21 protein-coding genes and 4 pseudogenes are annotated in these 25647 nt (G+C 64.5%); 18 read left to right on the top strand and 7 right to left on the bottom strand.

Going from position 1 to position 25647, the window contains the following annotated elements:
- The first annotated feature begins 8 nt into the window (after positions 1-8).
- The 3 genes from MNAB215_RS02655 to secA all read left to right on the top strand — a co-directional run bounded on the left by MNAB215_RS02655 (position 9) and on the right by secA (position 4593).
- Positions 9-641 (top strand): ComF family protein, encoded by a 633-nt coding sequence (locus tag MNAB215_RS02655; protein WP_077077334.1) that lies wholly within the window; start codon positions 9-11, stop codon positions 639-641.
- Between the two features lie 326 nt (positions 642-967).
- Positions 968-1651: a ribosome hibernation-promoting factor, HPF/YfiA family gene (hpf, locus tag MNAB215_RS02650; RefSeq protein ID WP_425436419.1), complete on the top strand. Its 684-nt coding sequence runs from the start codon at positions 968-970 to the stop codon at positions 1649-1651.
- A 104-nt stretch (positions 1652-1755) separates the two neighbouring features.
- Positions 1756-4593 (top strand): preprotein translocase subunit SecA, encoded by a 2838-nt coding sequence (secA, locus tag MNAB215_RS02645; RefSeq protein WP_077077332.1) that lies wholly within the window; start codon positions 1756-1758, stop codon positions 4591-4593.
- On the opposite strand, the gene MNAB215_RS02640 is transcribed toward secA, so the two are convergent.
- Together MNAB215_RS02640 and MNAB215_RS02635 are read right to left on the bottom strand one after the other, a co-directional pair.
- Positions 4590-5054, bottom strand: coding sequence for an SRPBCC family protein (locus tag MNAB215_RS02640; RefSeq protein WP_077077331.1), 465 nt, complete (start codon positions 5052-5054; stop codon positions 4590-4592). The two genes, secA and MNAB215_RS02640, sit on opposite strands and share 4 nt — an antisense overlap.
- 30 nt (positions 5055-5084) lie before the next feature.
- On the bottom strand, positions 5085-5669 hold the full coding sequence (locus MNAB215_RS02635) for an Rv3235 family protein (RefSeq protein WP_077077330.1): 585 nt from the start codon (positions 5667-5669) through the stop codon (positions 5085-5087).
- 208 nt (positions 5670-5877) lie between these two features.
- On the opposite strand from MNAB215_RS02635, the gene MNAB215_RS30000 reads away from it, so the two are divergent.
- From MNAB215_RS30000 to MNAB215_RS02595, 8 genes are all read left to right on the top strand, one after another.
- Positions 5878-7287, top strand: a complete 1410-nt coding sequence (locus MNAB215_RS30000; protein WP_077077329.1) for a WS/DGAT/MGAT family O-acyltransferase — start codon at positions 5878-5880, stop codon at positions 7285-7287.
- Positions 7288-7332: 45 nt separating this feature from the next.
- Positions 7333-8193, top strand: coding sequence for a polyphosphate kinase 2 (gene ppk2 / locus MNAB215_RS02625; protein WP_077077328.1), 861 nt, complete (start codon positions 7333-7335; stop codon positions 8191-8193).
- A complete protein-coding gene (locus tag MNAB215_RS02620) occupies positions 8190-8699 on the top strand; it encodes a DUF6912 family protein (RefSeq protein WP_077077327.1) in 510 nt (169 codons plus the stop codon). Before ppk2 ends, MNAB215_RS02620 begins: the two co-directional genes overlap by 4 nt.
- 163 nt (positions 8700-8862) lie before the next feature.
- Positions 8863-10014 (top strand): ferredoxin reductase, encoded by a 1152-nt coding sequence (locus MNAB215_RS02615; RefSeq protein WP_077077326.1) that lies wholly within the window; start codon positions 8863-8865, stop codon positions 10012-10014.
- 84 nt (positions 10015-10098) lie between these two features.
- A complete protein-coding gene (locus MNAB215_RS02610; RefSeq protein WP_077077325.1) occupies positions 10099-11385 on the top strand; it encodes a fatty acid desaturase family protein in 1287 nt (428 codons plus the stop codon).
- Positions 11386-11615: 230 nt separating this feature from the next.
- Positions 11616-13181 (top strand): PPE domain-containing protein, encoded by a 1566-nt coding sequence (locus MNAB215_RS30455; protein ID WP_077077324.1) that lies wholly within the window; start codon positions 11616-11618, stop codon positions 13179-13181.
- Between the two features lie 69 nt (positions 13182-13250).
- Entirely contained in the window at positions 13251-14498 is a 1248-nt protein-coding gene (locus tag MNAB215_RS02600; protein ID WP_083745986.1) for a hypothetical protein, read from the top strand.
- 28 nt (positions 14499-14526) lie between these two features.
- On the top strand, positions 14527-15294 hold the full coding sequence (locus MNAB215_RS02595) for a hypothetical protein (protein ID WP_165691519.1): 768 nt from the start codon (positions 14527-14529) through the stop codon (positions 15292-15294).
- Here the strand turns inward: MNAB215_RS02595 and MNAB215_RS02590 are convergent.
- Positions 15291-15845 carry a hypothetical protein gene (locus MNAB215_RS02590; protein WP_131829075.1) on the bottom strand — a complete coding sequence of 185 codons (555 nt, stop codon included), beginning with the start codon at positions 15843-15845 and terminating at the stop codon, positions 15291-15293. The two genes, MNAB215_RS02595 and MNAB215_RS02590, sit on opposite strands and share 4 nt — an antisense overlap.
- Before the next feature lie 191 nt (positions 15846-16036).
- Between MNAB215_RS02590 and MNAB215_RS02585 the strand changes: the two genes are divergently transcribed.
- The gene (locus MNAB215_RS02585; protein WP_108637517.1) at positions 16037-16480 is read left to right on the top strand and encodes a hypothetical protein; all 444 of its coding nucleotides are present in this window, start codon (positions 16037-16039) and stop codon (positions 16478-16480) included.
- Positions 16481-16492: 12 nt separating this feature from the next.
- Here MNAB215_RS02585 and MNAB215_RS02580 read toward each other — a convergent pair whose 3' ends face one another.
- Positions 16493-17842 (bottom strand): class I SAM-dependent methyltransferase, encoded by a 1350-nt coding sequence (locus MNAB215_RS02580; RefSeq protein ID WP_245830111.1) that lies wholly within the window; start codon positions 17840-17842, stop codon positions 16493-16495.
- A 117-nt stretch (positions 17843-17959) separates the two neighbouring features.
- Here MNAB215_RS02580 and MNAB215_RS02575 point away from each other — a divergent pair, with 117 nt between their 5' ends.
- Positions 17960-18628: a cation efflux transmembrane domain-containing protein gene (locus MNAB215_RS02575; protein ID WP_077077322.1), complete on the top strand. Its 669-nt coding sequence runs from the start codon at positions 17960-17962 to the stop codon at positions 18626-18628.
- A gap of 99 nt (positions 18629-18727) precedes the next feature.
- Here the strand turns inward: MNAB215_RS02575 and MNAB215_RS02570 are convergent, their stop codons facing one another.
- Positions 18728-19087, bottom strand: coding sequence for an Rv2640c family ArsR-like transcriptional regulator (locus tag MNAB215_RS02570; protein WP_077078355.1), 360 nt, complete (start codon positions 19085-19087; stop codon positions 18728-18730).
- Between the two features lie 101 nt (positions 19088-19188).
- On the opposite strand from MNAB215_RS02570, the gene MNAB215_RS02565 reads away from it, so the two are divergent.
- From MNAB215_RS02565 to MNAB215_RS02550, 3 genes and pseudogenes are all read left to right on the top strand, one after another.
- Positions 19189-19566 (top strand): ArsI/CadI family heavy metal resistance metalloenzyme, encoded by a 378-nt coding sequence (locus MNAB215_RS02565; RefSeq protein WP_077077321.1) that lies wholly within the window; start codon positions 19189-19191, stop codon positions 19564-19566.
- Positions 19563-21075 (top strand): annotated as a pseudogene (gene arsB / locus MNAB215_RS02560) (ACR3 family arsenite efflux transporter). The gene MNAB215_RS02565 and the pseudogene arsB overlap by 4 nt, the downstream one beginning before the upstream one ends.
- Before the next feature lie 173 nt (positions 21076-21248).
- Positions 21249-21623 carry a hypothetical protein gene (locus tag MNAB215_RS02550; protein WP_131829074.1) on the top strand — a complete coding sequence of 125 codons (375 nt, stop codon included), beginning with the start codon at positions 21249-21251 and terminating at the stop codon, positions 21621-21623.
- Positions 21624-21631: 8 nt separating this feature from the next.
- Here the strand turns inward: MNAB215_RS02550 and MNAB215_RS02545 are convergent.
- Positions 21632-22819, bottom strand: a pseudogene (locus MNAB215_RS02545) (N-acetylmuramoyl-L-alanine amidase); the annotation flags it as partial.
- Between the two features lie 148 nt (positions 22820-22967).
- Positions 22968-23096, bottom strand: a pseudogene (locus tag MNAB215_RS02540) (steroid 3-ketoacyl-CoA thiolase); the annotation flags it as partial.
- 487 nt (positions 23097-23583) lie between these two features.
- Here MNAB215_RS02540 and MNAB215_RS02535 point away from each other — a divergent pair.
- Both MNAB215_RS02535 and MNAB215_RS02530 read left to right on the top strand, forming a co-directional pair.
- Positions 23584-25266: an FAD-dependent oxidoreductase gene (locus MNAB215_RS02535; protein ID WP_077077316.1), complete on the top strand. Its 1683-nt coding sequence runs from the start codon at positions 23584-23586 to the stop codon at positions 25264-25266.
- Positions 25267-25464: 198 nt separating this feature from the next.
- A pseudogene (locus tag MNAB215_RS02530) lies at positions 25465-25644 on the top strand (LysR family transcriptional regulator); the annotation flags it as partial.
- Positions 25645-25647 lie beyond the last annotated feature (3 nt).

Genomic DNA, 25647 nt, shown 5'->3' with positions numbered 1-25647 from the left:
CTGGCAGCGTGCTCGATCTGGTTCTCCCGCTGGAATGCGGCGGCTGCGGCGCGCCGGCGACTCGCTGGTGTGACGCCTGCGCCACGGAACTGGTTGTGCGGCCCGACGAGCCGCACCTGATCAGCCCGCGCATCGACCCGGGGGTGCCGGTGTTCGCGCTCGGCCGCTACGCGGGCGCCCGGCGTCAGGCGATCCTGGCGCTCAAGGAGCACGGTCGCGGCGACCTCGTCACGCCGCTGGCGGGTGCGCTGGCCACCGGGATGCACCGGCTGCTGAGCTGGGGCATGGTCGACACCCCACTGACCATCGTGCCCGCGCCCACCCGACGGCTCGCAGCGCGGCGACGCGGCGGCGACCCCGTCACCCGCATCGCAACGGTCGCCGTCGCGGGGCATCCGGACATCGGCGTGGTTCAGGCGCTGCGGATGAGAGCGCTGGCCCGCGACTCGGTCGGCCTGGGTAGCGCCGCCCGCGAACACAACATCGCGGGCCGGGTGGTGCTGCGGCGCCAGCGACCGCATACCGACGTCGTGATCGTCGACGACATCGTCACGACCGGGGCGACGGCACGCGAGTCGGCCCGAATGCTGCGCGCCGCCGGTCTGCGGGTGGCGGGGGTGTTGGCCGTCGCGGCCGCCTGAGCCGTCGCGAACCTCAGGGAAAGCCATGAAGTTGCGTAGAGGATGTGAAGAACTCGCAACGGGTCGACCAAATTGGTGGCACCGCGAGGCGAACACGAGCTAACGTCGAGAACAACCTTCAACGTCTCCAGTCGCGATTCCAGGTTGAGACGCATTACGCGGAGGAGGTGAGAATTCGACACCTTGCACCGGCGGGCTGCCTGCGGCGGCGACCACTCTTGCGAACCGTTCTCCAACCCCGTCGGCGCGTCTCGTAGAAAGCCGGCACGCAGGGCGCGTGTGACGTGAAGAAAAGGAACGAGTTGTCACGTATGTCAAGGCTAACCGTGGATTCCGATCAGATTCTGGAACAACCGCCCGTCGCAATCGATGCGCAGGAACCGACCGCCACCGCCGAGATCGTCTTCAAGGGCCGCAACGTCGAGATTCCGGATCACTTCCGCATCTACGTGTCGCAGAAACTCGCGCGCGCGGAGCGGTTCGACAGGACCATCTACTTGTTCGACGTCGAACTCAAGCACGAACGCAACCGTCGCCAACGTAAGTCCTGTCAGCGCGTCGAGATCACCGCGCGGGGCCGCGGGCCGGTAGTCCGCGGCGAAGCCTGCGCCGACAGCTTTTACGCCGCTCTCGAGTCCGCAGTGGTCAGGCTGGAAAGCCGGCTGCGGCGCGGCAAGGACCGCCGCAAAGTCCATTACGGCGAAAAGACCCCGGTCTCCCTGGCCGAGGCCACCGCGATCGCCCCGCCGCCGGAGAAGTCGTTCAACAACGCCGACACCGTCGAGCCCCATCAGCCCGACGACCCGGATTCGGCGGACAACGACCACGAGCCAGGACGGGTGGTGCGGACCAAGGAACACCAGGCGACACCGATGTCGGTGGACGACGCGCTCTACGAGATGGAGCTGGTCGGGCATGACTTCTTTTTGTTCTATGACAAGCACACCGAACGGCCGTCCGTCGTCTATCGAAGGCATGCCTACGATTACGGGCTGATCAGGCTCTCCTGACGCTCTCCTGACGCACTCCCGGCGATCGGGGGCCTTCACGGGGTTGTCACCTACCATGGGAGTCGCTTTATAGAAGAAGACTCCTACCAATTGGGGACATAGCTGTGCTGTCGAAGTTGCTGCGCCTTGGTGAAGGTCGCATGGTCAAGCGCCTCAGAAAAGTGGCGGACTATGTGAACACGTTGTCCGACGACGTCGAGAAACTCACCGACGCGGAACTGCGGGCCAAAACCGACGAGTTCCGCAAGCGCCTGGACGACGGCGAGGACCTTGACGATCTGCTGCCCGAGGCCTTCGCCGTGGCCCGCGAAGCGGCCTGGCGGGTGCTCGACCAGCGCCCCTTCGACGTCCAGGTGATGGGTGCCGCCGCCCTGCACCTGGGCAACGTCGCCGAGATGAAGACCGGTGAGGGTAAGACCCTGACCTGCGTGTTGCCCGCCTACCTCAACGCGCTGGCGGGTAAGGGCGTGCACGTCGTGACCGTCAACGACTACCTGGCCAAACGTGACAGCGAGTGGATGGGCCGCGTGCACCGCTTCCTCGGCCTGGAGGTCGGCGTCATCCTCGCGCAGATGACGCCCGAGCAGCGTCGCGTCGCCTACAACGCCGACGTCACCTACGGCACCAACAACGAGTTCGGCTTCGACTACCTGCGCGACAACATGGCCCACTCGCTCGATGACCTGGTCCAGCGCGGACACAACTTCGCCGTCGTCGACGAGGTCGACTCCATCCTGATCGACGAGGCCCGTACTCCGCTGATCATCTCCGGTCCCGCCGACGGCGCGTCCAACTGGTACCTCGAGTTCGCGCGCATCGCACCGCTGATGGAAAAAGACCTGCACTACGAGGTCGACCTGCGCAAGCGCACGGTCGGCGTGCACGAAAAGGGCGTGGAGTTCGTCGAAGATCAGCTGGGCATCGACAACCTCTACGAGGCCGCCAACTCGCCGCTGGTCAGCTACCTCAACAACGCGCTGAAGGCCAAAGAGCTGTTCAACCGCGACAAGGACTACATCGTCCGCGACGGCGAGGTGCTCATCGTCGATGAGTTCACCGGCCGTGTGCTGATCGGCCGCCGCTACAACGAGGGCATGCACCAGGCCATCGAGGCCAAGGAGCACGTCGAGATCAAGGCCGAGAACCAGACGCTGGCCACCATCACCCTGCAGAACTACTTTCGGCTCTACGACAAGCTCGCGGGCATGACCGGTACCGCCCAGACCGAGGCCGCCGAGCTGCACGAGATCTACAAGCTCGGTGTGGTGAGCATCCCCACCAACAAGGACATGATCCGCACCGACCAGTCCGACCTCATCTACAAGACCGAAGAGGCCAAGTACATCGCGGTCGTCGACGACGTCGCCGAACGTTACGAAAAGGGCCAGCCGGTCCTGATCGGTACCACCAGCGTCGAACGGTCGGAGTACCTGTCGCGCCAGTTCACCAAGCGCCGCATCCCGCACAACGTGCTCAACGCCAAGTACCACGAGCAAGAGGCGGCGATCATCGCCGAGGCGGGTCGGCGCGGCGGCGTCACCGTGGCGACCAACATGGCCGGCCGCGGGACCGACATCGTGTTGGGCGGCAACGTCGACTTCCTCACCGACCTGCGGCTGCGCGCCCGCGGCCTCGACCCGGTGGAGACCCCCGAAGAGTACGAAGCGGCCTGGCACGAGGAATTGCCGAAGGTCAAGGACGAGGCCGGCGCGGAGGCCACCGAGGTGATCGAGGCCGGCGGCCTCTACGTGCTGGGCACCGAACGGCACGAGTCGCGACGCATCGACAACCAGCTGCGCGGTCGTTCCGGCCGGCAGGGTGACCCCGGCGAGTCGCGCTTCTACCTATCGCTGGGCGACGAGCTGATGCGGCGGTTCAACGGCGCCGCGCTGGAGTCGCTGCTGACCCGGCTGAACCTGCCCGACGATGTGCCGATCGAGGCCAAGATGGTCACCCGGGCGATCAAGAGCGCCCAGACCCAGGTCGAGCAGCAGAACTTCGAGGTCCGTAAGAACGTCCTGAAATACGACGAGGTGATGAACCAGCAGCGCAAGGTGATCTATGCCGAGCGTCGCCGCATCCTCGAGGGCGAGGATCTGCAGAAGCAGGCCACCGACATGCTGACCGACGTCATCACCGCTTATGTCGACGGTGCCACCAGCGAGGGCTACGCCGAGGATTGGGATCTGGACGCGTTGTGGTCGGCGCTCAAGACGCTGTACCCGGTCGGGATCGACCACGAGTCGTTGACCCGGCAGGACGCGGACTCCGAGCGCGACGAGCTCACCCGCGAGGAATTGCTCGAAGCGCTGGTGAAAGACGCCGAAAACGCTTACGCCGCAAGGGAAGCTCAGCTCGAAGAGCTGGCGGGGGAAGGCGCGATGCGCCAGCTGGAGCGCAATGTACTGCTCAACGTCATCGACCGCAAATGGCGTGAGCACCTCTACGAGATGGACTACCTCAAGGAGGGCATCGGGCTGCGCGCGATGGCGCAGCGCGATCCGTTGGTCGAGTACCAGCGCGAGGGCTACGACATGTTCATGGCCATGCTCGAGGGCCTGAAGGAGGAGTCGGTCGGCTTCTTGTTCAACGTCAGCGTGGAGGCGGTGCCCACTCCCCAGGTGGCGCCGGTGCAGGCGCCCGAAGGGCTGGCCGAGTTCACGGCGGCGGCCGCCGCGGGTGCGCAGCAGGGCGAGGCGCCCACCGCCGTGCGCGAAGAGGCGCCAAGTACGTTGCGTGCCAAGGGCATTGACAACGATGCGCCGGCCCTGACGTATTCCGGTCCGTCCGAGGACGGCTCGGCGCAGTTGCAGCGCAACGGCGGCGGCGCGGACAAGACACCGGCCGGCGTACCCGCCGGTGGCAGCCGCCGCGAGCGCCGCGCGGCCGCACGCCAGCAGGGTCGGGGAGCCAAGCCGCCGAAATCGGTTAAACGGCGCTAACTTTCGACCAGCCCGGCGATCCTGTCCAGGGTGGCCCGCATGCCGTCCGCGGTCCGCTGTGGCATCGAGCCGCTGATGACCATCCGCTTGTTCTTCTCCTGCGACACGTCCCAGGTTTCGCGGACCAGCGTGCCGCCGTCGGTGGCCGCAAGTTCGTAACGCCAGACGCGGCCACCGACCAGACCGCCCAGCCCGTAGGTTTGCCAGGCGATGCGATGGTCCGGCTCGTACTCGATGACGGTGTTGGTGGTGCGGTAGGGGAGGAACAGCGTCTCCTTGCGGCCGCGCATGGCCATCCCGAATGTCGAACCCTTCTCGAGTGGGACCGACTTCTCGGTGGCGTGATTGACCGACTCCGAACCGTCGAAGCTGGCGTGTTTGCCCGCATCGGCCAAGAGCGCGAAAATCTGGTCCGCCGGCGCCTTGATGACCCGCTCGACGCTGAGGGTGTCTCCGTCCATGCGGCAACACTATCGCTGCGGTAGCCACGGTCAACCGATGTGCAGGGCAACCACCTGCCATCGGGCTCCGTTGCCTGCGTGCAGTTTCTCCACGCGACAGGCGATGGCGTGCATCCGGTCCCCGCGGCTGTAGCAGCCGAATATTTCGGCCGCCGTCTCGTGGTCGCGGTGTCCGACAGGCTGCAACCGCATCCGGCGCAGCACCGCGACGCCTTCGTGCGCGGCGGCCTGGACGCACCTTGCGCTTGTGGGGGAGCCGCTGACCGACAGCACGGCGTCGACCAGGCCGGCTACCAGCAGTGGTCGCAGCTGGCTTGCCGGGCGGCGGCGATCGATGACCTCGAGCACCCGTCGCAACGCGGCGTCGGCGAAGATCGCCGCTTGGCGCATCGGTGCGGACAACACCGGCACCGTCGCTGTCGGTCCGTCGACGCGTCGTCCGACGTAGGGCCGGCGCGGCGCTCGGGAATTCCGGCGTTGCGATATGGCCTGCGCTGCCTGTCGGCACGGGCCGACGTTTCGTGGCACATCCCGGGTCGGCGGCTCATACTCGACAACGGGCTCGACGGCGAATGCATCGCGGCCAGGTGGGCTCACGGCGGGGCTGACGGTCAATGCTCACTCTCCATGTAGTCGCGGGAAAACCGGTATTCGCTGGAAAACCGGACTGCTGGAGAGTGGCAGACGATTGATTCTGAATTGCCGGTCGTGATTGCACAATTCGCGCTCGCGCTTACCCACACAGTGCTTCGCCCGGTCACGACGATTACGGTGGTCCAGAACAGCGGAGGACCTGACGATCGACGAGGAGGCCAGGGCCGCAATGGTGACCCGGTTGTCCACATCGGACGCGGCGTTTTACGGTCTGGAGAACTCCGCCACCCCGATGTACGTCGGCTCGCTGTCGATCCTGCGCCGTCCTCGCAACGGCCTGAGCTACGAGACATTGCTTGCCACCGTCGAGCAGCGGCTTCCCCAGATACCGCGTTACCGGCAGAAGGTGCGCGGCATCGGGGTCGGTATCGCAAGGCCGGTCTGGATCGACGACAGCGACTTCGACATCACCTATCACGTGCGGCGCTCGGCGTTGCCGTCGCCGGGCAGCGACGAGCAGCTGCACGAGTTGATTGCCCGGCTGGCCGCACGGCCGCTGGACAAGACTCGGCCGCTGTGGGAGATGTACCTGGTCGAGGGCCTGGCCAAGAACCGTGTCGCCCTCTACACCAAATCGCACCAGGCGCTGATCAACGGGATGACCGCGCTGGAGATCGGCCACGTCATCGCCGACCGGACGCGGCATCCACCGCCGTTCCCCGAGGACATCTGGGTGCCGGAGCGCGACCCCGGCAACACCCGGTTGCTGCTAGGCGCGCTCACCGACTGGATGGTGGGGCCGGGCACCCAGCTGCAGGCCCTCGGCTCGGCGCTGGCCGGGGCGGCGACCAACGCCGGTGAGCTGCTCGACGTGGGTCGCCGGGTGCTCAACATCGCGCGCACCGCGGCGCGTGGTACCGCGCCCAGCAGCCCGCTCAACGCCAGGGTCTCGCGGCATCGGCGGTTCACCGTCGCCAGCGGCAGTCTCGCGGACTACCGCGCGGTACGCGCCCGCTATGAATGCGACATCAACGACGTGGTGCTGGCTGTGGTGGCCGGCGCGTTGAGCAACTGGCTGATGTCGCGTGGGGAGGGGGTGGCACAAAGTGCCACGGTCCGCGCGATGGCGCCGCTGTCGGTGTACGCCGAAGGCCAACACGACTCGACCGGTCCCGGTCAGATGATCAGTCAGGTGACGCCGTTCCTGGTTGACCTGCCGGTGGGGGAGGCGAACCCGGTCGTGCGGCTGTCGCAGATCGCGCACGCCACCGAATCGATCCCCGCGGCCGCGCGGCTGGTCGACGCCAGGACCATCGTCACGTTGTCGGGTTTTGCGCCACCTACCTTGCACGCCATGGGAATTCGGGTAGCCACCAGCTTCTCCGCGCGATTGTTCAACCTGTTGATCACCAACGCGCCGGGCGCTCAGTCACAGATGTACATCGCCGGCACCAAATTGCTGGAGACCTACGCCGTACCACCGCTGCTGCACAATCAGGCGCTGGCGATCAGCGTGACCTCCTATAACGGCATGCTGTATTTCGGCATCAACGCTGACCGCGATGCGATGAGCGACGTCGATCTGCTGCCCGCGCTGCTGGCCCAATCGCTCGAAGAACTGCTCGAAGCTTCTCGTTAACTTTCGCCGCGTCAAAAAGACTGCCTACGTATACCATTCGTTGTTGTGAGTACCCCCAGCAGCAACGGCGAGTCAACGAAGCCGAAGAAGAGCAAAACCAAACCGTCCGCAGGTAAGCTCTCGGCCGCGGTCTATGGAGCCGAATTATTCCGTTTGCAAACGGAATTCGTGAAATTGCAGGAGTGGGTGCGGGCCACCGGTGCCCGCCTGGTGGTGATCTTCGAGGGCCGCGACGCCGCAGGCAAGGGCGGTGCGATCAAACGGATCACCGAATACCTCAGCCCCCGCGTCGCCCAAATCGCCGCGTTGCCGGCGCCGAGCGATCGCGAACGCGGCCAGTGGTACTACCAGCGCTACATTCAGCATCTGCCCGCCAAGGGAGAGATCGTGCTGTTCGATCGGTCGTGGTACAACCGCGCGGGCGTCGAGAAGGTGATGGGATTCTGTACGCCGCAAGAGTATGTGCTGTTTTTGCGGCAGACGCCGATATTCGAGCAGATGCTGATCGACGACGGCATCCTGCTGCGCAAATACTGGTTCTCCGTCTCCGACAGCGAACAGCTCCGCAGATTCAGGTCGCGCCTGAAGGACCCTGTGCGGCAATGGAAGCTGAGCCCGATGGACATGGAATCGGTGTATCGGTGGGAGGACTATTCGCGCGCCAAGGACGAGATGATGGTGCACACCGATACCACTACCAGCCCGTGGTTTGTCGTGGAATCCGACCTCAAGAAGAACGCGCGGCTCAACATGATGGCCCATCTGCTGTCTTCCATCGACTACCACGAGGTCGAGCGGCCGAAAGTCAAGCTGCCGCGGCACCCGATCGTCAGTGGTAACTACCAGCGGCCACCGCGGGAGCTGTCGCACTACGTCGACGACTATGCGGCCACGTTGATCGGATGACGCAGGTCTACATCCCTGCCACTCTGGCGATGTTGCAGCAGCTCGTCACCGATGGCTCGTGGCTGCCGGTCAACGGGACCGCGTTCGCGGTGACGCCGACGTTGCGCGAGGCCTATGCCGAGGGCGATGACGACGAACTCGCCGACGTGGCGCTGCGCGAGGCGGCGCTGGCGTCGCTGCGGCTACTGGCGGCCCAGGCCGAAGAGGCAGACGACACGCCGCGGCCGCGACGCGCGGTGGTGTCCGCCGAGGTGGGCGACGTCGCCTTCCGTCCCGACCTGGACGATGCCGTGGTCAGGCTCGCCGCACCGGTGGCGATCGATCAGGTGATCGCCGCGTACGTCGACACCGCCGGCGCCGAGGAGGCGGTGGCGAAGGCGATCGAGGTCATCGATGCCGCTGACCTGGGCGACGAGGACGCCGACCTGGTTGTTGGCGACGCTCAGGACCACGACCTCGCCTGGTATGCGAACCAGGAGCTGCCCTTCCTGCTCGAGCTGCTGTAGGCGGCCCCGGCCCGCCGACGTACCGGCAAATGTGACGCAATCCGGGCCCTGGCCTCTGGATACGCGGCAGTAACCTACGGTACCGTAGCCTTGAGTGGGAGGGGCCGCCAATGGTCCCGAAATCGGGCGGAAGCTAAACGCCGCGTATGAGCAGGAGCTTCCAATGGGTAAGAAATACGAATCAATAACCGCGCACCTCGCCGAAACCAAGCGCCCCACAGTCGTCGGGGCGGACCGGCACCCCGGCTGGCACGCGCTGCGCAAGATAGCCGCACGCATCACCACGCCGCTGTTGCCGGACGACTACCTGCATCTGGCCAACCCGTTGTGGTCTGCGCGGGAATTGCGGGGCCGCATCGTGCGGGTTCGCCGCGAGACCGAAGACTCCGCGACCCTGGTGATCAAGCCGGGCTGGGGGTTCAGCTTCGATTACGAGCCGGGCCAGTACATCGGGATCGGGTTGCTGGTCGACGGACGCTGGCGCTGGCGGTCCTATTCGCTGACTTCGAGCCCCGTCGCACGGTCGGGCTCCGGTCCCGAGCGCACGGTGACCATCAGCGTCAAAGCGATGCCGGAGGGCTTCCTGTCCACTCACCTGGTGGACGGTGTCGAGCCGGGCACGATCGTGCGGCTGGCCGCCCCCCAGGGCAACTTCGTACTGCCCGACCCGGCGCCGCCGTCGATTCTGTTCCTCACCGCGGGATCGGGGATCACTCCGGTGATGTCGATGTTGCGAACGCTGGTGCGCCGCAACCAAATCGGTGACGTCATGCATGTGCATTCGGCGCCCACCGAAGCGGACATGATGTTCGGCGCGGAGTTGACCACATTGGCCTCCGTCCACGCCGGCTATCGGTTGCAGGTACGCGAGACCCGCGCGCAAGGCCGGCTCGACCTGGCCCGGCTCGACGACGAGGTGCCGGATTGGCGCGAACGCCAGACCTGGGCCTGCGGGCCAGAGGGCATGCTCACGCAGGCCGAACAGGTGTGGTCGTCGGCGGGAATCAACGATCGACTGCACCTCGAGCGCTTCGCGGTGAGCAAGGCCGCACCCGCGGGGGCCGGCGGCGCGGTCACCTTTGGCCGGAGCGGGCGGACGGTCACCGCCGATGCCGCGACGTCGCTGATGGACGCTGGCGAAGGTGCCGGGGTGCAGATGCCGTACGGGTGCCGGATGGGCATTTGCCAGTCGTGCGTCGTCCCGCTGGTGGCAGGCCACGTCCGTGACCTCCGAACGGGCCAGGAACACGAGCCCGGAACGAGGGTGCAGACCTGTGTGTCGGCCGCCTCGGGCGATTGCACCCTCGACATCTAAAGGCTACTCACAGGTAACCTACGGCGTCGTAGGTTACGATAGCGTAGGTATTGACCGGAGAACGACCGCATAGGGAGGACGACGATGGCAGTCACAGACGTCGACGTATTCACCCATCTGACGGACGCCGACATCGAGAGCCTGGGCGTTGAGCTGGATGCCATCCGCCAGGACATTGAAGACTCGCGTGGCGAGCGCGACTCTCGCTACATCCGTCGCACCATCGCAGCCCAGCGCGCACTGGAGGTGAGCGGCCGGCTGCTGCTGGCCGCCAGTTCGCGGCGATCGGCCTGGTGGGCTGGGACGGTGACATTGGGCGTGGCCAAGATCATCGAAAACATGGAGATCGGCCACAACGTCATGCACGGCCAGTGGGACTGGATGAACGACCCCGAGATTCACTCCTCGTCGTGGGAGTGGGACATGAGCGGGTCGTCCAAGCACTGGCGCTACACGCACAACTTCGTGCACCACAAGTACACCAACATCCTCGGGATGGACGACGATGTCGGCTACGGCATGCTGCGCGTCACCCGCGATCAGCGCTGGAAGAAATACAACCTCTTCAACGTGGTGTGGAACACGTTGCTGGCCCTTGGTTTTGAATGGGGTGTCGGCCTGCAGCACGTGGAAATCGGCAGGATGCTGAAGAAGCGGATGGATCAGGACGACGCCAGGGAGCGCACCGAAGAGTTCCTGGCCAAGGCCGGTCGTCAAGTGCTCAAGGATTATGTCGCGTTCCCGGCGCTGACCTCGCTGTCGCCGGGTGCGACCTACACGTCGACGTTGAAGGCCAACGCGGTGGCCAACGTGATCCGCAACGTGTGGGCCAACGCGGTGATCTTCTGCGGCCATTTCCCCGATGGCGCAGAGAAATTCACCAAGACCGACATGGTCGGCGAGACGAAGGGCGAGTGGTACCTGCGCCAGATGCTGGGCAGCGCCAACTTCGAAGGCGGCTGGCTGCTGCGGTTCATGAGCGGCAACCTGTGCCACCAGATTGAACATCACCTGTACCCCGACCTGCCGAGTAACCGGCTCCATGAGATCTCGGTGCGGGTGCGCGCATTGTGCGACAAGTACGACTTGCCTTACACCACAGGGCCATTCCTGGTGCAGTACGGCAAGACGTGGCGCACCATCGCCAAGCTCTCGGTGCCGAACAAGTACTTGCTCGACAACGCCGACAACGCGCCGGAGACCCGCAGCGAGCGGATGTTCGCCGAACTGGGAACCGATTTCGCCGGCACCGACCCGGCGACCGGGCGGCGGCGCGGGCTCAAGACCGCCATCGCCACGGTGCGTGGTTGGCGGCGACGCAAGAAAGCCGCGGCGGCGGCCGGGCGCACTGAGGGCGACCTCGCCGCGTAGCCGGTCTGAGTAGCGTTGCCGCGCTAAGGATTTTGGTGCGCGGGGGTGCTGCAGCCCCGGGTTAGGCTAACTCCCGGTGACGTCGAGGCGTCATCGAAGAGGCGTTTAGGTGACCTGTGACCGACGTTGGCGATTCGCTAGTTGCCGGTGCGCAGGTGTGATGAAATTTCAGCGACGATGGTCGCCAGCTCCTTTCGTCATGCCCGATTGCAGCGAGGAGATGATCCGCCATGCCAGGTTCGCTGAGGGTGGTCCACCAAGAACTCCTAGACCGAGCGAACAAGCTGGAGCAACCGCTCCCGGCCTGGCCAACCCAAAACCCCCAGCCGCCGTGCGCCCTTGGTCTGGTTCGGACGCCGGCCACAGATCTGGGCATCGCCGCTGACCAGATGCGGAAGATGCTTGGTTATGCGCAAGCGGGGTGGAAAACGCTGGCGGAGGCGCTGCGGAACGCTGCCTTTGCCTACGAGCTTGCGGACGAGGAGAGCGCGGCGGCCATTGGGAACGAAACGTCCGTGCCGCAGGCGGTCGTGCCCAGGCTCGCGAATGGGGACTTCGGACCCACAATGCTTGGCGACCGTCCCGTTCTCACCGAGCATCATGACCTGCCAGTCGAATTCGTGACTGTCGAACAAGCAGCGTTGGAACTCGAGCAAGGCGATCAGGGCGTGTCGTTGACTCGCTTTGCGAGAGAGTGGCAGGGGTACGAGTCCGCGTTGCGGAACGCCTGCGACCGGTTCGACCGATTTCGAGAATGGGAAGGCGACGACATTGTCGGCGCGTGCAAGAAGGTTGAGGACATTTTCGCCCTGCAGTCAGATTGGCTGACCAGCATGGCGCTAGTGTGCCGGCAGATTTCTCAACGGGCAGAGGGGATCGTGCGGGCGCATAAGGTGGCCGTCGACAAACATGTTCCCGGGGGGGATTTTAAGGCTGACGGTGTTATCCAATTCAAATACAAAACCTTTGTAGAATTGGATGCCTTCATGCAGGCGCATTGGAACGATCAGACGCGGCAGCAATGGTTTAAAAGGTTTTATACGGGCGTGACGAAGGATTCGGCGGAGATACTCGAGGCATACCGGCAATCTGTAGTCAGTGGGGGGCCGATACAGCCAACGGCGCCCCCGAACGTGGGGAAAGCCGCCGACGTGGTCCCCAAGCCGATGCCCCCGAAACCATTCGTACCGTCCCCCGACGACTACTGGCAGTGGGAGGAGGACGAGAGAAAGCGGAAAGAACAAGAGGAATTGGAAAAAAAGCAGGAAAAGAATTTGCGCCCCCCGCCGAGACCGCCAGACCCCAAGCCCGAACCCGAACCTGGTCCGACACCCGATGGCTCCGGAAGCGGAATGCCGATGATGCCGTCAATGCCGTCGATGCCGTCGATGCCGTCGACCCCCCAGGCGGGTGACCCACAGCTGGCCGATGCCCTGAAAGACCTGAAAGGCCAAGGAGCGCCGAAGCTGTCGAGCGGCGGGGGGGTCAAGCCGGCGTCATTCGGCGGGGCTGGTGTGCCGGGCGCGCCATTGCAGTCCTGGGGCGATGACGGCGCGACGGCTAAGGCCGCCGCGGCGGGCGCCGGATCCGGAAATCTGGGCCGTGGCGTCCCGGGCGTCGGCGGCGTGACGGGCGGCGGCATGGGTGGCGGCGGCCTTCCGGCCGGGGGTGCGAAGGATGCCGGTAAGGGCAAGCGCGTGCAGGGGGAAGAAGACGAGTCGCTCTACACCGAAGAGCGGGCGTGGACCGAGGGCGTCATTGGTTTGCGCAGCGCTAAGGACGTGCCCAAGCCGTAGACGGGTGAGATCCTCCAGGTAGGCTCGCCGACCCGATCGGCGCGTGCGGCGTTTTTTGAGGAGCAGGCGATGGGGTTGGCGCGGCCCACGGGTGATTATGCCGAGCAGATGCTCGCCCCGGAAGGGTGGCCCGAGGCCGGCGAGGACGCCAATTATGAGCGGGCCGAACGGTACATGCACGTGCTGCGACAGGTCGCCGACGTGTCCGACCACTGCCGCCGTGAGCAGCTCGACATTTTCGACGGCGGCGTTTGGACAGGTGGCGCCGCCACCGCCGCCGACCGCCAGTTGGGGACAGGCGTCGATGCGTTGACGGCGCTGTTAGAAGGTCTGGCGACCGTGATCACCTGGCACCGGCATATCGCCGGCTCGATTCTGCAAGCCAAATTCGACATCATCGACAACGTCGAGGCTGCTCACGAGCAAATCCACGCCGTGCAGAAAAATGCCAAGCTGACCGCCGACCAACGGGCCTCCGCGATCGCGGCGGTGGTTACCGCAACGCGGGGCGCAAATTCCGACGTCGTCGTCATGACCGCCGCACGGATCCTGGGAACTAAGGCATGGAAACCGCCAGACAGCGCGCTTCAGGACTTGCTGGACCAGAAGCTGCCACCTCCGGACGAATCCTCGCCTGTCCCAACGACTCCCGGAGATGACGTCCCGTCGGCGACCGATCCCGCGCAACCGGGGCCGAAGGTTCCGCCGCTTAGTGGACCTGCCGTCCCGCCGGTTGCTGCGCCGGAGGCTCCTAAGGGTGTATTGCCGTTGAATCCGGGGGTTCCTGCCTGGACGCCGGGCTCGCCTGTCGGCGTGCCCAGCCCGGCGGGGCCGGGCATGGGGACGAAAAGTCCGGCGACGCAGCGCAATTCGGCTGCTTCCACGCCATCGGAAGATTCGCGTGATGGCGACGCAGGCCCAGCTGCTCAGCCTTTGTCGGACGGGCACTCGCCGGGCGTTGGGGTGCAAGATGATTCACCTCGGGTGGCGCCCGCCAGTGCGACTGGCATGCCGGCGATGCCGATGGCGCCGCGCCCGGGCGCGCCGGGGCCCGGGGCCGTCGGCGCCCCGACCGTGCACCCCTGGCCCCCCGGCAAGGCGCCTGCGGACCCCCCGCTCACGGGGCGCCATCCCCGCGCGCAGCCCTACGGTCGGGCCCCCGCCGGGCGCCGCCCGCGTTCCCGCGCGGAGCGAGGCCGCCGCCCGCCGGGGCTCGACCGATCGGTCTCAACCAGGGGAAGGCGCTGCGGCAGCGGTGATTCCAGTGTCGCCTGCCAGGGCCGAACGCGACGCGATTGCCGAGGCCGCCAGGTCTGATGCCGCGCGCCGACGCGGTGCCGATCCGATGCAATCGGCGCGGCGCCTCGCGGCGGCGCTGAACGCGCCAGTCGACGACGAGGAGCCGGACCTCGGGTTCTTCTGGGTCACCGGACTGACCACCGACGGCGCGATCGTGGTGGCCAACAGCTATGGGTTGGCCTACATCCCGGATGGGGTGCAGTTGCCCGAACAGGTGCATATGGCCACGGCGGACAAGGCGATTTCTGCCGGCGAGCGGGCGAGCTGGGTCACCTACCCGGCACTGGCCGTGCAGGGGTGGGCGGTTCACCACAACGTCAAGTTGCGCGCGCTGATCGCTACTGCGGAGCAGCTGGCCGATTCCAATCCGGATGTGGCCAAGATTTTGCTGCAAGTCGATGACATCCCCGACAGCGGGGAGATGGTCGGCCGGTCTCGACTGGCGGTGGCGGATCCAGCGACCGCCGAGCGGCTGGCGCAGACCCCGGATGTGCATCTGCTCGCCGTGCTGCCGCCACCGCCGGCGGATGCCGCCCCGCCCGCTGATCAGCGCTTCAGACTGTGGCTGCCGGTGATGAAAACCATGGCCTACGACGATCCCCGTCGCCAGACGCCGCACCTGCAGGCTTTTCATGCCTACGTCGCTCACGCTCAGGAACTCGCCGGCAACGACGCTTACACGGCAGCCGACCCGGCTGCACAGCGCCGGGCCGTCGATGGCTGGCTGTACTGGAAACATCTCGCCGGTTTACACCAAGCCGCGCTGGCCGAAGTCTCGGTGGGGAAGGGCGCACCGATACGCGGCATGACTTAGGTGGTCGGGGCAGGTGGCAATGCCAGCTGCTCGCCACCGAATTGGGCGGCGTAGGCATTGACGGCTTCGACATAGGTTCGTTCCTGCGGCTTCTCCTGCACGAGAAGACGCGGAACTTCCGACTGAGTCTTGTTGCACATGTTGACACCGGCACACGACAGGGCGTCGAGCGTGGTGGCAAGCGTGTCGGTCGCCTTCTGCAGATTGGCCAACACCTTCGCGTTGTAGCAGCCGTACAACCGGGGAATGTTGACCAAGCGTGCGTCCGCTCGAATCTCGGCGGCCAGGGCCCCTGCCGCATCGGCGACCCGCTGAGAATCGCCCGACTGGACCGCCGTCAGGTACGTCGAGATCGTCGCCTTGAGCTGCTTTGCCATCCCGGTCGCGTACTGCTCCCGGTACGAGTCTGGCGACGCACCATTTTGACCGGACTGGCCCGCGCAGGTCTCATTGCCCGAAATCGTGGTGACCACGCCCGAGGATGACGAACCCGAGGGCGTCCCCGAGGAGCCGCACGCGGCAAGGACCATCGCAACACCCAACACAGCCACACCGCCGACCGCACGGCGCCTCGATGCGTGAGTCTGCGAACTCACTTCACTCAACGTCCCCCCTTACCTGCCTGGCGTAGGTTATCCGGCCGCGGGTGTGCTCGCAGCGCTTTGGCCAGTGAACGCTCGAGTTCCCTGGTCGGCGGGGTGCTTGTGTTGGAAGATGATCCGTGGGCTGGTAGTAGTCAGTGATGCGGTCACGACGATCGGGCCAGATCCGGCGCATCCGCGAATGGCTGTCGCTGTGCTCCGCGATCGCGTTGATCCCATGGACTGTCTACCTGGGACTGACCCTGCCGCAGAACTACAACGCGCAGCATTGGTGGTTGACCTGGGTCGGCTTCGATCTGTTGCTGGTGGCGTTAATGGTGGCGACCGCGGTGCTCGGCTTCATCCGTCACCACCTGCTGACGTTGTTTGCGTTCGCGACCGGCGTTCTGCTCGTGTGCGATGCCTGGTTCGACGTGCTGACCGCTAAGCGTGGCGACATCGTTGTGTCGGTATTGACCGCCGCACTGGGCGAGTTGCCGCTTGCCACGGTGCTGATCATCGGCTCCTTGCGCATCGCGCGTCTGCAGGTTTTCCCGTCCGCCCGGGTGTGGTGGCCGTTCCCCGAGCGCCGCCGGGTGGGCTGAGCGCCACACGGGTCAAGCGCAGGGAAGGCGTCCCATCGCCAATAGATCCAGCTGCCAGAAATTCTCAAATACGTTGCGTGCGTTGGACTCAACGTCGGCGAGTTCGGTACCCGATGCCCGGGCCACACGTCGGGTGATTTCTCGAATCGTCCGGCGTCCGTCGATAAGATGGGCGAACGGCAATTGCACTGCGCTCAGCGGCATCCTTGCGTGCGGCATCACGACGTCGCTGCCGGAGACGCCACACCCCGCTCGCATGGTGGGGATGTAGTCGAGGGCTTCCACTTTGTCGAAGTCGATGGCGTAGTTCTCGGTCGGGCGGTCGGGACGGCATGCCACGAAATAGTGGCATTTCGTCGAGGCCTGAAGGCGTTCCATCAACGACCATGTCTCGACGTGCGGCAGGGCCTTCAGGGCCCACGACAGCCTGTCGGGCAGCGCGAAACCTTGGTGCGGGTAATACCCCGACTTGAAAAACCATTCCTGAAACACGAGCCCCGACGACGCGATCAGGTCCAGGCATTCCTCGACCGAATAACTGCGCTGGCGCGCATGCAGAAACGTATCCACCACCCCGGCATCAGAATTCAAGTCCCAGGCGTACTTCACATAGCTCTTGACCGGGTGGTCCGCCGGTAGGACGGCGATGGTTTCCCTGATCGCCTGCGCCGACGAGATGTCTTGGCTCAGGCCCAATTCGCTGAATACGGAGGCCAGCAAGTCGACGCCGATGCGCCCGTACTTTCCGTAGACCATCGCGCTCACGACACCATCCCGGCGGAGGCATCCGGCCATTGCCGCCATTCCTTGACTCGGGTCGGTCAAGTGATGCAGCACTCCGGTCGATACGACGAGATCGAAGTCGAGTCCCAAGGTTGCGAGCTCTTCGATCGGGAGTAGTTGCAGTTCAAGGTTTTTCAGATCGTGCTTGTCTTTCAGGTACTGATGGTGGTCCAACGATGGTTGGCTGACGTCGGTGCCGACGACTTTGGCCGACGGGTTGGTGAAGGCAAAGCAGGCCGCCTGATTGGTGCCGCATCCGGCGACGAGAATGTCCATGTCCTGGTTGTATTCGCGATCGGGCCAGTAAATTCGATGGGCGTGCACTGGGTCGATCCAGGAGAAATTATTGGCGCTCCACTCGGCGAGATCGTCGATCGGCACCGGGTAGGCCCACCGATGATACTGACGCGCAACCACATCGTCACGTGGAGCCAACTGGGCCACCCCTCGCTCAGGCCGCTGAAAAAGCGGCGATTTCCGGCCATGCGGCCGGATCCTGCAGCAAGAAGAGGTGGCCGCTGTTCTCGTAGACGCGCAGTGTGGCGTCAGTGACCCTGTCATCGCGACCGACGCGTTCATAGTGCAGCGCGACCCCGTTAGCCGTCGGCATGAACGGGGACAATACCAGCGCGCCGCACCGCGTTCGGCGACGGTTTCGTGCTCCACGCAGGCTCTGCAGCATTTACCCTTGACGTCATGGGTGATGTTTGCGCGCAGGATTGCGAGTGCTGCGCGACAGCCAGCCAGCCCGGTCGCCACAACGCCGAGTGGGTAGCGGCCGCACGCTGGGCACGCCGCCTCGCCTGGTTCAGCCTGGTTTGGATGTGCGTGGAGGGCGCGGTCGGTCTGTGGCAGGGAATCGTCGCCGGATCAATCTCACTGATCGGCTGGGCACTCGGGAGTGCGGTCGAAGGCTTGGCGAGTGTGATTGTCGTGTGGCGGTTTACGGGTTCGCGCACGCTGTCGGAACATGCGGAGCGCCTGGCACAGCGTGGTGTCGCCATTTCCTTTTGGCTGATCGCTCCCTACATCGCTGTCGAATCGGTCCGTCACCTGCTTACCGCCAGGCAGCCCGAACCGGCGGTCGTCGGGATCTTGCTGACCGCTGCGGCGCTGTTGTTGATGCCGATACTGGGCAGGGCGAAGACGAGGCTGGGTGCGCGGCTCGGCTCGGCAGCCACCAAAGGTGAAGGGACACAGAACTATCTGTGCGCCGCCCAGTCCGCTGCTGTGCTGGTCACACTGGCCGTCATCGCTGTCTGGCCGGGCGGCTGGTGGCTGGATCCAGCGATCGGACTCGTCATCGCCGCCGTTGCGACCCGGGAAGGCTTTGAAGCCTGGCGCGGCCAGGAATGTGGTTGCTAGGCCGGGTTAGCTGCCAGGATGCGTGCATACGCCACATGGGAACGGACTTCTCGCGAAATGGCAGTGACGCCGTCGCGAGGTCGGTGAAGCGTTACCTGATCAAGGGCAGCAGGTCGGATCGAGCACGGTGCATAAGGCAGTGAGCGATTCGTGTCGCGGACGATGGTAAACATTCATGCCGCGTCGTTCGGACTCCACGAAGCCTGCCCGCCGCAACTGCGATAGGTGATGACTCACAGTCGACTCGCTCAGGCCAACCGCTTGCGCCAAGTCGCAATTGCAGACCTCACCCGCATCCGAGCTAAACAGCAACGAGACCAGCTTGACCCGTATCGGGTCGGCCAATGCCTTGAGCCGCAGTGCAATCTCCAAGGCTGCCTCGTCGGCGATGGGACCGGCAGCCACGGGCGAGCAACACACCGGGGCTGAGACATCCACCACGGGCAACGTCTTGGGCATGTTCACCATCTTGCCACAAAGCATTGACTTATATCGAAAAGGTGGCAACATCGAGGTCGTCGGAAGTTCGACATAAGTCGCAAAGGTTAGGAGGGCTCGTCTTGTCACGCGCTCAACTCGCGCTCAACGTGGACGACCTGGACGAGGCGATTGCGTTCTATTCGAAATTGTTCAACGCGCCGCCCGCGAAGGTCAGAGCAGGCTATGCGAATTTCGCGGTCGCCGATCCGCCACTGAAGCTCGTGCTCATCGAAAACCGCGGCCACGGAGGCACTCTCAATCACCTTGGCGTGGAGGTCGAGTCCAGCGAAGCAGTGCATGCCGAGATCGCCCGGCTCACTGATGAAGGCATGTTCACCGAAGAAGAAATCGGAACGACGTGTTGTTTCGCTACCCAGGACAAGGTGTGGGTGACCGCGCCTGGCGGCGAGCGCTGGGAGGTCTACGCAGTACTTGCCGATTCCGAAACATTTTCGTGAGGGAGGCGGTGCGGCAAGACGTACATCCGGTTGTCGTCGAGAAGCTTTCGGTTTTGGACCGGCTCCTGCCGGTCTGGATCGGCACTGCGATGGCTGCCGGATTGCTCCTGGGTCGCCTCATCCCCGGCATCGACGATGTGTTGAATCACGTTCAGCTGGACGGTATTTCGATACCCATCGCGGTTGGATTGCTCGTCATGATGTATCCGGTTCTGGCCAAGGTTCGCTACGACCGGATCGGCACCGTCACCGGGGATCGCAAGCTACTGCTGTCCTCGCTGTTGCTGAACTGGGTGCTCGGCCCCGCCGTCATGTTCGCCCTGGCCTGGCTGCTGCTGGCTGACCTACCCGAGTACCGCACCGGCCTGATCATTGTCGGCCTGGCGCGCTGCATCGCCATGGTCATCATCTGGAACGACCTCGCGTGCGGAGACCGCGAGGCCGCAGCGGTCCTGGTCGCCCTCAACTCGCTATTCCAGGTCGCCATGTTCGCCGTCCTGGGCTGGTTCTACCTGTCCGTATTGCCCGGCTGGCTCGGCCTCGAACGGACCACCATCCATACCTCGCCGTGGCAGATCGCCAAATCAGTACTGATCTTCCTTGGCATTCCCTTGCTCGCCGGCTATCTGTCGCGACGGCTCGGCGAGAAGGCCAAGGGGCGTGCTTGGTACGAGACGGCGTTCCTACCCAAGATCGGCCCTTGGGCACTCTACGGGTTGCTGTTCACCATCGTCATCCTCTTCGCTCTGCAGGGCGACCAGATCACGCATCGCCCCCTCGATGTCGTCCGCATTGCGCTGCCGCTGCTGGCCTACTTCGCCACCATGTGGACGGGCGGTTACCTACTTGGGTGGGCGCTAGGGCTCGGATACCCACGCACCACCACGCTGGCGTTCACCGCTGCCGGCAACAACTTCGAGCTTGCCATCGCCGTCGCTATCGCGACCTACGGCGCAACCTCGGGACAAGCACTCGCCGGTGTCGTCGGCCCGCTCATCGAAGTACCGGTACTCGTCGGCTTGGTCTATGTCTCCCTAGCCATCCGACGTCGAATCGCTTACGTGGCAACGTCTACCGGAGCAACCAATGACTAAACCTGCCGTGTTGTTCCTCTGTACCCACAACGCGGGTCGGTCACAGATGGCCATGGGGTTCTTCCGGCACCTGGCAGGGGAACGGGCCAACGTCTACTCGGGTGGCTCCGAACCCGCTGACCGAATTAACCCCGCAGCTGTCGCGGCGATGGTCGAGAAGGGCATCGACATCGCTGCCGAGCAACCCAAGCAGTGGACCATGGACATGCTCGAAACCGTCGACGTGGTGATCATGATGGGGTGCGGCGATTCCTGCCCGGTAGTGCCCGGACGCCGCTACGAGGACTGGGTTCTGCCCGATCCGGCGGGACAAACACTCGACGCGGTGCGACCGATCCGCGATGAAATCGAACGCCGGGTGCGAAATCTGTTGGACCGCTTAGGGGTTGAGACTGCTAACTCAGCCGCTCGATGATGGTGGCGTCGGCCATGCTGCCGCCCTCACACAGGCGCTGACGGGGGGGCTTGGCAGAAAGTGTTGTCGCCTGATCAGGTGGGTGTCTATACAGAAGAATGTCGAATCAAATGGTGGGGGATGTTGCCCGGCGCTGAGCCTGAGCGTCGTTGATCTGGACGAAGGTGTTTCTCATGCAGATGCTGGCCTACCTAGCTGCCGCGCTGGTCGCTGTGTGGGGCATAGCCCATGCTGTACCGACCAAAAAGGTGGTGGCCAGTTTCGCGCCGATCACGGCGCACAATCGCCGTATTCTCACCCAAGAGTGGCTGGCCGAGTCCTTGACGATGTGGGGTATGGCCGCCCTGGTGGTCGCGGTCACCGCGACTGCGGCTGACATCCAAGTCACCGCCATCGTCTATCGCGGCGTAGCCGCGTTACTTGTATGCCTCGCGGTGCTCACAATTTTCACGGGCGCTCGAACTCCGATTGTGTGGTTCAAGGTCTGTCCTGTGCTGCTCGCCACGTCTGCGGCTTTGCTCCTGGTGGCCAGCATCCCGGCGACGTAGCGTGCAAGCTAGACGACGGGATTGCGTGCTGCGGAGAACCTTTCAAGCTGCACAGGCGGTCCGCCCACGGGCGGTGGCGGTACCACACTGGCCACCCCGTCTATCACAGTCATGACGGTTGAGGTTCGCCGGTTGAAGTTCAGGGTGCCGTGCTGGAAGTTTTGCACGATCCACTCCGGTTCCTCGATCTCGGCGCTGGTCGGCAGGCCCAGCTCGCCGCGCTCGTAGCGCAGCGTGGCCCAGGCCTCGTAGATCCTGCCGGTGAGCGGCTGGGCGCCGGTGGCCGGTGACCAATAGATCGCGCCATTGGCGAAGACGACGTAGCGGATCGAATCACCACTGGGCGCTTCGGGTGACGTGGGTGCGCCGAGCCTGCCTGTCATGCCGCCCATCGCCTGCCAGCGGGCGTAGATGGCTCCGCCCTGCATCGACTCCGCCAAATCCTGTGCGTTGGGCACTTGCTTGAACCGGGCAGCGATATCGCGAATCCGCTCCATGAAGGCATACCCGGCGTTGCCCGGACAGGCGGTGTCGCCGACGTCACGATGGGCGAAGATGCTCGGCAAGGTCGGGGTGGCACCTTGCGGGAAACGCGTGTTGGGGCCGCCGGCGGAAGTCAGCACGACGGTGCCGTTGGGGTTGACCGTGTCCATCGCGAGCCGCCATCCCAGCAGCTGGCCGACCGCCCGCAACTGCTCGGGCGTGGGGGGCGCCTGGCTCAAATCGCCGATCATGCACACCGCCCAGGTGTCGGTGTTGAAACCGCCAGTGTGGATGCCCTCGACCGGTTTGGTGATCCCGCCGAACCTGCCTTCGAAAATCTGCCCGTACTTGTCAACCAACGCGTTGTAACCAATGTCGCCCCAGCCGTGTGTCAACGTGTGGCACTCGTAGATCGAGCGCACGATGGCCGCCGAGTCGGTCGGCGCATAGCCGTTGCCGGTCGCAGAGTGGTGCACGATCCCAGCCCTAATTCCGTTGCCGCAGCGCGGTATTCCACGCCGAATCGACTCATCGGCACCCCACCCGGCGCGGCTGATGATGTTGACCGGGTGGCCCGGCGCCACCGCCGATGCCGATAGGGCGGGGTCCGCGGGTGCGCGCGCCGGGCCAACGAGAACCTCCGCGGCCATCCCCAAACCGAGGACAATCGGCGCGGCCGCAGCGTATTTCAGCACAGCACGCCGGGAAGCCGGCGGCCTGCAGCCGCAGCGATATCGCACCGCGACACCGTAACGGGCGTCGGGTCGAACAAAGATTCGCCGCGCCGTTGCCGAAATGACTTTATCTCGTGCCCATTTCGAATTGCGCACCGGCGGGCACCGCGGCAGGCTGCGACTCCGCCTAGCCCAGCCGCTCGATGATGGTGGCGTTGGCCATGCTGCCGCCCGCGCACATCGTCTGCAGCGCATAGCGACTGCCGCGCTGTTCGAGAGCGTTGACCAAGCTGGTCATGATGCGGGCACCGCTGGCCTATTTCGACAGTCGACGTGGGCTTCCCTCTACCGTCGGCCTACTCGCACTGCTCGTCTCACAACTAAAGGTTTGAGAGTGATCGTTTCCTGTCTCAGAACATGCCCGCGATCTCCATGAGGGGTTGACCGGACCCCGCGATTTGGTCCACGATAAATGAGAGTCATTAAAAGATACGGCGCTGGCTTAGCGGGCCGCAAAGCCGGCTTTTTGACCCGCCTCTGCGGCAAGGCACAGCGTCCTCGATGTATAGAAAAGAAACTGAAACCTAGCTGCAGGCAGTTGACACGGGTAAAGACGTCAAAGCGCGTTGGTAATGAGCGGGCCCGCCACGCGATACTGGTCGGAAACCTCAGCGGGTCGTTGAGGCCGCGCCAACGAGAGGTCGACCAGCTCCAATGGCACCACGATCTGGCTCCTGGGTGCCCCAGACCCATCTTCAAGACACTGGAAATTCGATGTGTCGTGTTGACGTAAGAGGGCAGGGATGAGTTCACCGACCGGGACCGACGCTTTTCCGGTATTCGATGACGGCCAACTTGCGCGGTTGCGTGACTATGCTTCAGCGGCGCACGTCGAAGTCGGTCAGCTGTTGTTTGAAGCTGGCCAGGCCAGTTATGACCTGGTCGTTCTGGAGAGCGCCACCGTCGAAACCTTTCGCGAGGGCAGCGGCGAACACAGCGAAGCGATACTGGCGCGTCTGGGTCCAGGCCAGTTCTTAGGTGAGCTCAACTTGCTGACTGGACAGGCGACTTATTTGAGCACTCGGGTGGTCGAAGCAGGCGCGATACTTCAGATCAACCCTGCGCGATTCCGCGAGCTAATGGACCGCGACACCGAGCTGTCGGATTTTATTCTTCGCGCTCTGCTGGCCCGTCGTCAGCGCCTGCGCACCGGTGAGGCCGCACGCAGTGTGGAGCTCATTGGCAGCGCTTTTTCTGCGCCAACGATGACGTTGCGTACATGGCTGGCGCGCCTGCAGGTGCCACACACATTTACCGACACCGATACGGCCGAAGGTGCAGCGATTGCAGAGGCGCTCGCGATAACGGCCGATGATCTGCCGGTATTCCTTACGCCGAGAACGACTCTGCGGCGCGCTACGGCTCTGTCAGCGTCCCAAGAACTGGGTTTGGCCTATCAGCCCACGCCAGGTGGGCGGGGCGGAGTCATACGTGATTTGGTCATCGTCGGTGGTGGCCCTGCTGGATTGGCCGCGGCGGTCTACGGCGCGTCGGAGGGTTTAGATTCGCTGCTGCTGGAGGCAGTTGCAATTGGCGGTCAAGCCGCGGCTAGCTCTCGCATTGAGAATTACTTGGGGTTTACGTCCGGCATCAGCGGGGCTGAGCTAACCGGGCGCGCCACCATCCAGGCGCAAAAGTTCGGTGCCCAACTCAACAGCCCGAGCGCAGTGGTTGCGATTAATACCCGCGCCAACGGGCTCAGCGTGAAACTTTCCGACGGCAACGACGTAGCCGCCCGTGCGGTGATAATAGCGACGGGGGCGCGTTATCGCACCTTGCCGCTGCCCCGCTGGCAAGAATTCGAGGGCGCCGGAATTTACTATGCGGCAACGGAATTAGAGGTGCGGCTGGTTGCTCCACACCCGGTGGCAGTGGTTGGTGGGGCGAACTCGGCTGGTCAAGCCGCGCTCTTTTTAGCTGCAGCGGGCAGCATTGTCGAGCTGATCGTGCGCGGCGCGGACATACGCAAAGATATGTCCGCCTATCTCGCCGACCGCATCAGCGCCAACCCGCTGATCAACGTTCGCCTTCGCAGTGAAGTCAGCGCGCTGATCGGCGAGCAGCACCTCAGCGAGATCACTGTCAGCCAGAACGCCGGTGCAACGACCGAGACGCTGCCCTGCCGGGCGCTATTTAGCTTCATTGGCGCCGTACCCCCTACGGACTGGCTGGATGGAATCTATCTAGATGACCACGGATTCATCCCAACCGACGCTGGGTTACCAGAGGCCGCGCTGACCGCTACCTGGCCTCACCTGGGCCGACGCCCGCTGCCATTTGAGACCTCGGCGCCGGGCGTCTTCGCCGTCGGCGATGTGCGAGCGGGATCGATGAAACGCGTCGCTGCTGCTGTCGGCGAAGGCGCCAGCGCTGTGCGCTCGGTGCATCAAGTCCTAGCCACGCTGGGCCCGCGTGCCAAGCCATGACCGGAATCGCTGCAACGGCGAATTTCTGAACGTCTCATCCAAGGCAGCTGAATGACCGGACGCGAATCGTTTCAGCTGGGGCGCCGGGCAGACTGTGCGCCAACCCGTTTCGCAACCGAATCGTGCTCCAGCCGGCGTGACAGCTCATGAAAGAAGTCGAACGTGCTCGCACCGCTTGACTCGATTAGCTTGTCATGCATGGAAATGCGGCAGCTCGAGGCGTTTACGATAGTGGCCACCGAGCTGCACTTTGGGCGAGCCGCACAACGGCTCCACATGGGCCAGCCCACGCTCAGTGAGTTGGTGCAGCGGTTGGAGCGAGAGGTCGGTACCCCGCTGCTGACGCGCACCACAAGACGCGTCGCATTGACCGGTGCCGTG

This window comes from Mycobacterium numidiamassiliense (genome assembly GCF_900157365.1).
GTDB classification, from domain to species: Bacteria; Actinomycetota; Actinomycetes; order Mycobacteriales; family Mycobacteriaceae; genus Mycobacterium; species Mycobacterium numidiamassiliense.
The sequence above is the reverse complement of the archived record's forward strand: the minus strand, read 5'-3'. Positions and strand labels throughout refer to the sequence as shown.